Genomic DNA, 9,664 nt, shown 5'->3' on the forward strand with positions numbered 1-9,664 from the left:
ACCAAGCTGCGCTACGCCCCGTTTCACAGCTTAGATATCATAGCATAAGAAATTGCGATCGCGCTATTTAGAAAACAAACAGCATTTGAGCTGCTCGGATGAGATCGGGAACTGCATCCGCCGCCCAACTCACCTCAACTCGCCTACCTGTATTTAGAATCAGTCGCAAGCTATAAGCGTGGGGATAGCCTTCTACTTCCATCCAGATGAAATGACTTTCGGCTTCACAGGCGATCGCTTCCTCATCCATTAATTCCGGTTCCATCTGGCTCATAGTATTTGATAGCTGCATAGACAAGCGGCAAAAATCTTGTAATTCTGCCTGCGTCAGTTCGATCGCCCAGTCCTCAGCACCGACTAAACCTTTAAATTCCTTTGCCTCTGGATCGAATCCAATCCGCCAACCTGCGCCACTCTTAACTATGCGCATAAAGTTTTAATCGAGTCGCGGCTGTTTGTTTTTTCTATAAATGAATATAGGGGTTTGCAACCTGCTTCAATTGCGAAGTGCGAATTACGAACTGTTTCGATCACTGGTCACTGGTCACTGATAACTGATAACTGATAACTGGTCATATCACCACCAGCGTAGTTGTAAATAGCTGCGTTCTGGTTGACTAGTTTCTTCTTCCGTGAGCCATTCTACGGGTTTGTAAGTGCCAAACACCCGATCCCACCAATCTACAGCTAAACCAAAATTGTGATGCCACATACCGTATTTGTGATGGACATAATGCACGGGCATTTTCATCCAAAAGCACTTGGTTGGATTTTCGTGCTGTAACTGGTGGGCATAAGCAGAAAAAGCAGCATAAGCTAAACTGCCTAGAAACCAACCCATCCCAGCTTCGAGAGAGACAAAGAACATTGCAAACATGGCAATGCAGCTACCCTGAACGTAATCCCGAAATTCCCATACTACACCTTGTCCTTCATTCCGGCGGTGGTGATCGCGATGTCTTTCACCAATGCGAGGCGAAACGTGCATCAAACGATGCAACCAGTATTCGACTAGACTCGCTAGGATAAATGCCAAGACAAAGCAAACTCCTCCAACTGCTAGCTTTGTTAAATCGAGCATCACTCCTCCTTAATTGGTCATTGGTCATTGGTCATTGGTCATTTGTGGGTGGTGCGTGGTAAGTGGTGAGTGGTGCGTGAAATACTTGTGACTTGTCTTGCTTCCTACTCCCTACTCCCTGCTCCCTGCTCCCTGTTAACTGTTAACTGATAACTTTTTACGTCATCTTACCCATAGATCTAAACCACCAGAGACGTTGATATTAAATGTAAAACTAATTTTGAGGGAATTGTAAGCAAATCCAGAGGGTAAAGGTGCGAAGGGTGCGGCGCGTCTAATGGCACTAATGGCGGCGGTGTCGGTAGTGTTGGAGCCAGAAGGTCGAACGATCCGTAGGTTGGTGACTTGACCCGATCGCGTGACTGTGAAAAACACGACAGTTGAACGAGAATTCTGCGTCATCCCTGGTATCCACTGCTGCCTGACTTGTCGCTGAAGTTGCTGCAAGTAAGAACCCATATCGACATCCTGACGAGCATCAATTCCTGGCGCAGCGCGATTAGAACGGTTGGGATTAGCTGCTAGGTCGCGGCTGGAAAGCGTCAGCGGACCACCTAACTTGCTCGCTGCTCCTGAAGATCGCGGCTGAGTTCTGGCTGTAGTTCTAGCAGGCGATCGCTCGGTTGCGGTACTAGGACGATTTGCTGGTTTTTGCTCTAGGTTGGGAGTCTTCGGAACTGGTTTGGAGCGATTGGGAGCAGTGGCAATCGGAGGTTGGGCTTGAGGAGGCTGGATTTGGGGTTTTGGTGGCTCTGGACTCTCCCTGCGGCTGCTAGATGGTTGCTGGCGACGGGGTTGAGCGGGTGGCGGAGTAGTACGGGAACTAGTTCTAGGCGCAGTTGGGTTATTCGGTCGAGTTGCTAGAGGTCGTCTGCGATTGGCTTTACCACCGGCAACGGAATCGTTTACTGCCCGACGTTTGGTATCTGGGGGCGGTTTTTTTGGTTGGGGAGGAACTTCAACAAACTCAAGTGGAATTGGTTCGGTGCGAGATTGCTGTTTTGGTTTTGGTAGGATGCGAATCCAATAATCGTAGCTGAGGAAAAAAATAACGTGTACGAGAAGTGAGATAACGATACCGAACCAAAGAGCATCAGTATTGCTTCTCCTTCTGCCGTCACGCCAGAATTCTTGTTCCGATTGCTGGAATTCTTTTTGCAACACCATGCCGCGATCGCCTCATAACAGCCGTGCCGACAGTTCGTATACCAGTGTATGTCGATCGGGGCAAAAATGGGCAAGGGGCGATCGCACTTCTGAATAGTTGCCTTGCTTGCCTTACTTCCTTTCTGGATGAGAAGCAGTTTCTTCTGAAGGTTGTCCCATCTGATTGATCCTAGCAATCATCTGATACAAACGCCCCAAGTCTCTTTGATTAAAATAAAGCACGATCCGGGGCAAATCTATAGTTTCATCCTGAGTTTCTTGAGGTAAAGCCGCACTTTTTTCAATCTTGCCTTTCACCAAAATACTGCTGAAATTGTCATTCAACTCTCCAACTTCAGCGTCAGATAATTCTGCATTAAGGCGAATCACCAATAAATCGCGCACGTAACGGCTAGAGTGATAAACTCGATAAAATTGCGTAATCGCGTTACAAGCAACTTCTAAGTTATCTGTAATTGTATACAGACTGGGATCTTCAGGACTAACTAGACCTTTTTGAATCAAATGCTCTTGGATATATTCGCTCCAAGCTTCCCAATAGTCTCCCCCTGGGTGGTCAATGAGTACCATCGGAACGGGACCGAACTTTCCAGTTTGACTCAAAGTCATGCATTCAAATGCTTCGTCCTGCGTGCCAAACCCGCCAGGAAACAGCGCCACTGCATCGCTTTCCCTGAGTAAAAACAGCTTGCGGGTAAAGAAATATTTGAAGTGAATTAATTTCGCGTCACCAACAATGTAAGGATTTGCTTCTTGCTCGAATGGTAGTTGAATATTCAACCCAAAAGAATTTTCCCTTCCCGCACCCTCATTTCCCGCCTGCATGATTCCGCCACCACCACCAGTCATCACCATAAACCCTAACTGAGTGACGCAACAGGCGAAGTCTGCTGCCATTTTATACGCCGGACTATCCACCGGAGTCCGTGCCGAACCAAAAATTGTTACCTTCCGAACGTGGCGATAGGTATGAAATAATTCTAACCCTCGCTCCATATCAGCTAGAGAAGCCGCTAAGATTTTCCAATCGAGACGGTCAATCTCGCTGTGTGCTAACCGAATAATAGTTGCGATCGCCTGCTGGATCAATTGCCGATGCTGCAAATCTGGCAGATGCTCTAACAGGTTAGCTAAGTCCGATCTAAGCGTGTCGATAGTGTCTAATGAACGGGATGAAGTCATGAGTGCTGCTGCACGGGTCGGCACTCTATTTTAGCGATATTTGGGACATCTGTTGAGAGGAAATTACAGAGATGCAAGATTTCACGTCTTAAATCAGCAGAATTGCTACCCTGATGAATGTATAGACCAAAAAGCGCCATATAGCCAAAACCTCAGGCGCTTGCAAGTCTTTATTTCGTGCTAACCCAGCTCTACAAATACTTTTCTAGAGTATTCGACAGTGTTGTTTTTGGTACTGCACCTACTACCATGTCAACTTTTTGACCCCCCTTGAAAATCATCAGAGTGGGGATACTGCGGATACCGTACTGACTGGCAATATTGGGGTTTTCGTCGGTGTTGAGCTTGACGACCTTGACTTGCCCGTCGTACTGCTGCGCGATCTCATCGACAACAGGGGCGACCATGCGGCAAGGACCGCACCAAGGAGCCCAAAAATCCACTAACACTGGGATTTCACTATCTAGTACTTCTTGCTTAAAAGAAGAATCTGTAACTTGCGCGGCTGCTGACATGCCTGAAAATCCTTGGCTATATTGTTGCTTACTTTGCTGAAAATTTTATCACAGTAAAACCAAGCATTTTTACCTCCTGAGTATCTGTAATTAGATAGATCCTCTGTGGCGATCGCTGTGCGATTGTAGTTGATGTAAAAAGTAAGGATTACTATACGTGAATTCCCATACATAAGGAACCGCCCGAACAGTAGTCCGGGCGGAGTGTGGTGTGAGGAGTGAACGGAAACATGCGTCTCCGCTTTCTCTATTGTAGGCGACTGTTTTATTTTTTCCAGTACTCTTCTCAAGATTATGGAAAGTTTTAAGTTGTCGGTATTTTATTTAAGTAAAGCTACTCATTGGGGAAGTCAGACGACTTCCGACTTCAATCTACTTACCCATACCGAGCTGCTGCGCCTTCTGATAGACTTTCCCTTCGGTGAGCAATGAAGGAGCAATCACGACTTCGACTTGTTGCATCTCGCGAATGTCTTTTGCCCCCAAAGTTCCCATGCTCGTTTTTAAAGCGCCCAAGAAATTGTGCGTCCCGTCGTCGAGTTGAGCGGGTCCGCGTAAAATTTGTTCGCAAGTACCCGTCGTACCGACACGAATTCGAGTTCCACGCGGTAGGACGGGGCTAGGGGTTGCCATACCCCAGTGAAAGCCTTTGCCTGGTGCTTCGGCGGCTCTAGCAAAGGGAGAACCGATCATCACGCCGTCTGCACCGCAGGCGATACACTTACAGATATCTCCACCTGTAATCAAGCCACCATCGGCAATCACCGGGATGTAATTTCCAGTTTCCTGATAGTAATCTTCTCGTGCTGCGGCACAATCTGCGATCGCCGTGGCTTGAGGTACACCCACACCTAAAACACCGCGAGAAGTACAAGCCGCCCCAGGACCAATCCCAACTAAAACTGCTGCTGCTCCTGCCTTCATTAAACTTAAAGTCACTTCGTAAGTGACGCAGTTGCCCAATACGACGGGCATGGGCATTTCTTGACAAAATTTCGCCAAGTCAAGGTTGGTCAACTCAGATGGAGCTATGTGAGCTGTCGATACAACAGTAGCTTGAATAAAAAATAAATCTGCGCCAGCCTTTGCCACCGCACTACCATATTTACTCGCACCAGCAGGAGTCGCGCTGACAGCAGCAATACCTCCCTGCTGCTTAATGTCCCCAATTCGTTGCTCGATTAATTCTGGTTTGACTGGTTCGGCATACAATTCTTGCATCAGCGGGACAAATTCATGAGTTCCTACTGAGGCAATCCGTTGTAAAATTGGCTCTGGGTCAGCGTAGCGAGTTTGAATACCTTCTAAGTTGAGTACGCCCAAAGCTCCTAACTGGGAAAGCAGTACAGCCATCTGCACATCGACAACTCCATCCATCGCACTTGCAATAATGGGAATTTCTCGCTCGATCGCGCCAATCTTCCAACTGGTATCCGCTAAACTGGGGTCTATAGTGCGTTGCCCCGGAGCCAGTGCAATTTCATCAATGCCGTATGCGCGGCGTGCAGTTTTGCCACGTCCAATTTGAATATTCACGTTTCTTTACCCGTTCCCAAACTATTTCGCTAGAGTACCAAATTCGCGAGGGGTTTGGTTAGAGGTTGGGAGATTTTTGTTAGTGAGGAGTGAGGGGAATTTTGGATTTTAGATTTTAGATTTTAGATTTTGGATTGTTTTTTCTCCTCTGCCCCTCTGCCCCTCTGCTCTCTTCCCCCTGCTCCCTGCTCCCTAAAAGAGGGATAGTACTACAAATGGGTAGGGAAATTTAGGCTTTAGTACGATTGAGACTGACTGAGAGCGTACTACAATGGAATTAAAGTCAAAATGTATTGTTCGCTCGAATGTATTCAACACTAAGCTAAGGCGAAAGAATTCGCGATCGCACGCACAGAACCCGCTCAAAAAAGCTACAGCTTTCAGCTTTTGCTTGAACTTAACGTAGAGTTGATACCTAAAAGCCTTTTATTTGAATTTCTGCAATCTAAAAGTTTTAAATCAAAGACAGAATAATTACTTGACATAAATTCTGTCCTCTAATCCCTGCTCCCTGCTCCCTGCTCCCTTTTAATAAAATTGAAACACCAAGCTTTGATTCAATCAGAAACGTTAGAACTATTAGAATGGTCGCGCTTGTGTCAGCACTTGGCAACTTTTACGGCGACTAAACTAGGAGCGATCGCCGCTCGGAATTTGGTCATTCCCGACACGCAGGCAAAAAGTCAGGAATTGTTGAACCAAACCAAAGAAGTCTACGAGTTAGATAGTCGTCTGAGTGCTGGGTTGTCGTTTGCCGGAATTCAAGATATTGGCGAATCTTTAGAACGAGCAGAGTTACAAGGTATATTAACCGCAGAGCAGTTACTCGCGATCGCTACAACTCTCACCGGAACGAGACAGTTACGGCGCAGCATCGACCAACAGCAAGATTTGCCAGTTTTACAGGAATTAGTCTCTACTGTTAAAACCGATCCTGAGTTAGAACAGGATATTTTGTACTGTATTGACGAACAGGGTAAGGTAGCAGACCGCGCTAGCCCTAAATTAGCCGAGATTCGCGATCGCGTGCGGCAATTGCGCCAACGAATTACCCAAACTCTACAAGGAATCTTGCAGCGCCAAGCCAACGCCGTACAGGAACAACTTATCACCCAAAGAGGCGATCGCTTCGTTATTCCCGTCAAAGCACCGCAAAAAGATGCAATTCCCGGTATCGTCCACGATGCATCCATGAGTGGAGCAACTTTCTATGTAGAGCCAAACGCGATTGTGGCTCTAGGCAATCAACTGCGACAATACATTGCCAGAGAGCAAGCAGAAGAAGAGGCAATTCGCAGGCGACTAACTGAGCAAGTCGCTGCCGTCAAGCCAGATTTAGAAAATTTACTAGCGGTTGTAACGATAATAGACCTTGCCAGCGCCCGCGCTCGTTATAGCTACTGGTTGCAAGCCAATCCACCCCGCTTTTGCGATCGCTCCCAAGGGGAAAATACAACGTTACGTCAATTGCGCCATCCCCTGCTCGTATGGCAAAACCAGCACGAACAAGGGCAGCCAGTCATTCCTGTAGATATTATCGTTCAGCCCCACATTCGCGTCATTACGATCACCGGACCCAACACTGGAGGGAAAACGGTAACGCTGAAAACTCTTGGTTTAGCAGCTTTGATGGCAAAAGTCGGGTTATTTATTCCTGCCAAAGAACCTGTAGAGATTCCTTGGTTTGACATGGTATTGGCAGATATTGGCGACGAACAGTCATTGCAGCAGAGTCTTTCTACGTTTTCAGGTCATATTCGGCGAATTAGTCGGATATTAGAAGCGATTGGTGAAGTAGGGAGCAGGGAGCAGGGAGCAGAGGGACGAGAGCAGAGGGAGCTGGGGGAGAGAATTGACTCACCACGTACCACACCCCACACCCTACACCCTACACCCTATTTACTAGCCACTAGTCACCAGCCACTAGCCACTAGCTACTCACTCGTTCTCCTAGACGAAGTCGGTGCGGGAACCGATCCAGTCGAGGGCAGTGCTTTGGCGATCGCCCTTTTGCGTCACCTTGCCGACAATGCCGAGCTGAGTATGGCGACAACTCACTTTGGTGAATTGAAAGCGTTGAAATATCAAGACGAGCGGTTTGAAAATGCCTCGGTGGAATTTAATGAGGAAACTTTATCGCCAACCTATCGCTTGTTGTGGGGGATTCCAGGTCGCTCTAATGCTTTAGCGATCGCTGCTCGTTTGGGATTAAAACCAGAGGTGATCGAGCAAGCAAAACATCAGGTAGGAGAAGCAACAGAAGATGTGAACCAGGTCATTGCCGGACTTGAAGCGCAACGGCGACAACAAGAAACGAAAGCCGCCCAAGCCCAACAGTTATTGCAACAAACAGAGCGATTGTATCGTCAACTCTCGGAACGGACTGCTCAGCTAGACGCGCGAGAACGAGAATTACGTGCCTCTCAAGAACAAGCAATTCAACAGGCGATCGCCCAAGCTAAAGCGGAAATTGCTCAGGTGATTCGCAAGTTGCAGCAAGGAACTCCTACAGCTCAAGCCGCACAGCAAGCGACGGTGGCGATCGATCGGCTTGCCCAACAACATACTCCTTCCACACCCAAGCCCAAAGCCAAATTTCGCCCCCAAGCAGGCGATCGTATTCGCATTCCCCGTTTAGGGCAAACCGCAGAAGTTTTGAACGAACCCAACGATGACGGCGAATTAATCGTCCGCTTCGGACTGATGAAAATGACCGTTAAGCTGGAAGATATCGAATCGCTGGATGGGAAAAAAGCCAATTTTCAAGAGAGGAAACAAGGGGGACAAGGAAGCAGAGGGGCAGAGGAGCAGAGGAGCAGAGGAGAAAAACAGCCCGACTCTCGACTCCCGGCTCCCGACTCCCTCACAATCAGGACTTCCCAAAACACCTTCGATATTCGAGGTAGTCGGGTAGCTGATGCGGAGATCGTGCTAGATAAGGCGATCGCCGAAGCGTCTGGAACAATATGGATTATCCACGGTCACGGTACGGGGAAACTGAGACAAGGAGTTCACAATTTTTTGCAACAGCATCCTATGGTAAGTCGCTTCGAGGCTGCGGCTCCTGAAGAGGGTGGCTCTGGGGTGACAGTAGTTTTTTTGCGGTAGCGTCAACGTGTAGGATGTGGTAGAAATTGACTGAGCAAAATTTCTGAACCTGAGCTGCTTGAGCGGCAAATTTGTTGCTTGCTGGAGAAAACAAGCCAAAACCAAAGAAACACGGTTTCAAATTGGGTAACAGCTCAGTGTATCTTAGTCGTACCACCTATGCTGAAGACTATGCACTCTAGCGCCCAATTTCCCAATCAAAGTACTAAGTGGAACGATCTCACTCGCGCCGAGCCTGCACCCGTGCAGCTCAACAATATCAAAGCTCAACTCGATCTGATATTGTTGGCGCTAGAAGCTTTAGTAGGTATTGGTTCTGAGGCAATGTTATCGGCAGCAGAAGAATTAAATTTGGCAACAAAAATCCCCGATCGGGTGGCGTTATGGCGCTTAAGGCAATCAAATCCTTTACGTAAAGGTGACGGGGGTAGGAAAAAATTAGATATAGAAGAAGCGCGATCGCTAGTTTTAATTATTTGTCACTTAGCCAAACAATATCAGACTCAAATTCGTCGCGCCGTCATGTTATTAGAGCAGGCGATCGCCAATCGAGAAGTTCCTCATAAAATCGGCGTGTTGGGCGACTACATCGATAGTTTCAGCAATCTCTATCAAGAGCGCATGGAAGATGCCGAACATTTATCAACCAATTGGCTGAGTCAATTAGGCTTCAAGCTCTTAGTCGATCTGTTATTTTATAGCGGTGCTTTCGGTCATCGGCACTTATGGCTTACCTTACTCGATCGTTCGCAATTGTGACTAAGGAGTCGGGAGCAGTGACCAGTGACCAGTGACCAGTTATCAGTTATCAGTAACCTGTAATCTGTAATCTGTAATTTCTCCTCTCCCCACACTCCCACACTCCCACACTCCCCACACTCCCCACACTCCCACACTCCCCACACTCCCACACCTCCCACACTCCCCACACTCCCCGCTTATGTCTCTGTCAGAACCGATTATAAAAAAGTATACGCAAGCTTCTTGTACGTTACAGGTTACCGAGCGCACGCCAGGATCGGATCGGGGCGCTAAATCAATGAATGCACCAATTCAGTTCGAGGTGCGCTTTCAT

At 47.7% G+C, this 9,664-nt stretch carries 7 protein-coding genes and 1 pseudogene; 2 read left to right on the forward strand and 6 right to left on the reverse strand.

Going from position 1 to position 9,664, the window contains the following annotated elements:
• Positions 1–67: 67 nt before the first annotated feature.
• The 6 genes and pseudogenes from ACRC32_RS24145 to ACRC32_RS24170 form a co-directional block, all read right to left on the reverse strand.
• Positions 68–430, reverse strand: a complete 363-nt coding sequence (locus tag ACRC32_RS24145; protein WP_438556359.1) for a DUF1818 family protein — start codon at positions 428–430, stop codon at positions 68–70.
• A gap of 147 nt (positions 431–577) precedes the next feature.
• Entirely contained in the window at positions 578–1,081 is a 504-nt protein-coding gene (locus tag ACRC32_RS24150; RefSeq protein WP_438556360.1) for a sterol desaturase family protein, read from the reverse strand.
• Between the two features lie 162 nt (positions 1,082–1,243).
• Positions 1,244–2,248 carry a TonB family protein gene (locus ACRC32_RS24155; protein ID WP_438556361.1) on the reverse strand — a complete coding sequence of 335 codons (1,005 nt, stop codon included), beginning with the start codon at positions 2,246–2,248 and terminating at the stop codon, positions 1,244–1,246.
• 111 nt (positions 2,249–2,359) lie between these two features.
• A complete protein-coding gene (locus ACRC32_RS24160) occupies positions 2,360–3,430 on the reverse strand; it encodes an LOG family protein (RefSeq protein ID WP_438556362.1) in 1,071 nt (356 codons plus the stop codon).
• Between the two features lie 191 nt (positions 3,431–3,621).
• Positions 3,622–3,954 (reverse strand): annotated as a pseudogene (trxA, locus tag ACRC32_RS24165) (thioredoxin); the annotation flags it as partial.
• A 363-nt stretch (positions 3,955–4,317) separates the two neighbouring features.
• Complete coding sequence (locus ACRC32_RS24170; RefSeq protein WP_438556363.1) at positions 4,318–5,481, reverse strand: GuaB3 family IMP dehydrogenase-related protein; 1,164 nt, start codon at positions 5,479–5,481, stop codon at positions 4,318–4,320.
• A gap of 606 nt (positions 5,482–6,087) precedes the next feature.
• Between ACRC32_RS24170 and ACRC32_RS24175 the strand changes: the two genes are divergently transcribed.
• On the forward strand, positions 6,088–8,589 hold the full coding sequence (locus ACRC32_RS24175) for an endonuclease MutS2 (RefSeq protein WP_438556365.1): 2,502 nt from the start codon (positions 6,088–6,090) through the stop codon (positions 8,587–8,589).
• Positions 8,590–8,748: 159 nt separating this feature from the next.
• Positions 8,749–9,348: a DUF3038 domain-containing protein gene (locus ACRC32_RS24180; RefSeq protein WP_438556364.1), complete on the forward strand. Its 600-nt coding sequence runs from the start codon at positions 8,749–8,751 to the stop codon at positions 9,346–9,348.
• The last annotated feature ends 316 nt before the right edge of the window (positions 9,349–9,664 follow it).

Origin of the sequence: Chroococcidiopsis sp. (assembly GCF_051657925.1) — a bacterium.
Classification (GTDB): domain Bacteria; phylum Cyanobacteriota; class Cyanobacteriia; order Cyanobacteriales; family Chroococcidiopsidaceae; genus Chroococcidiopsis.